The following is a 557-nucleotide window of genomic DNA, read 5'->3' on the forward strand; positions in this document are numbered from 1 at the left end:
TACGCTTGAGAAGCGCTTCTACGATGGGGCAAAAGCCCAGATGGAATACCGTGACGTGCTCTCCGAGGCGCGTCAGGGAATCGCCCTCTCCGACGAGGAGCAAAAGCGACTGGACGATATCATTTCTCCCCTTCTGTTAAAAGGCCAGTCGCTGCACCATATCTGCCTAAACCATAAGGCAGAACTCATGGTCAGTGAACGGACGCTGTATACCTACATGGACGCAAACCTCTTCTCTGCACGGAACATCGATATGCCGCGCAAGGTGAGGATGCATCCCCGCCGCAAAAGGCCGGATACCGTAAAAGTCGATCCCAGGTGTCGTGAAGGGCGCACTCTGGAAGATTTCAAGGTCTTTATGGATGAGAATCCGGACACCCCTTTGGTCGAGCTCGATTCGGCAGAGGGTACAAAAGGGAGGGCTGTCATGCTTACGATCACCTTCGTGACAGACGGCCTGCAGCTCGCTGTCCGACGAGAGCATAACGATTCTCAGTCGGTAACCGATCTCTTCCGCAGGCTGTATCTGGAACTTGGCCCGAACACGTTTCCGTTGG

At 54.6% G+C, this 557-nt stretch carries 1 pseudogene; it reads left to right on the plus strand.

Going from position 1 to position 557, the window contains the following annotated elements:
• A pseudogene (locus tag GCWU000341_RS13820) lies at positions 1-557 on the plus strand (IS30 family transposase); the annotation flags it as partial.

Source organism: Oribacterium sp. oral taxon 078 str. F0262 (genome assembly GCF_000160135.1).
GTDB lineage: Bacteria > Bacillota > Clostridia > Lachnospirales > Lachnospiraceae > Oribacterium.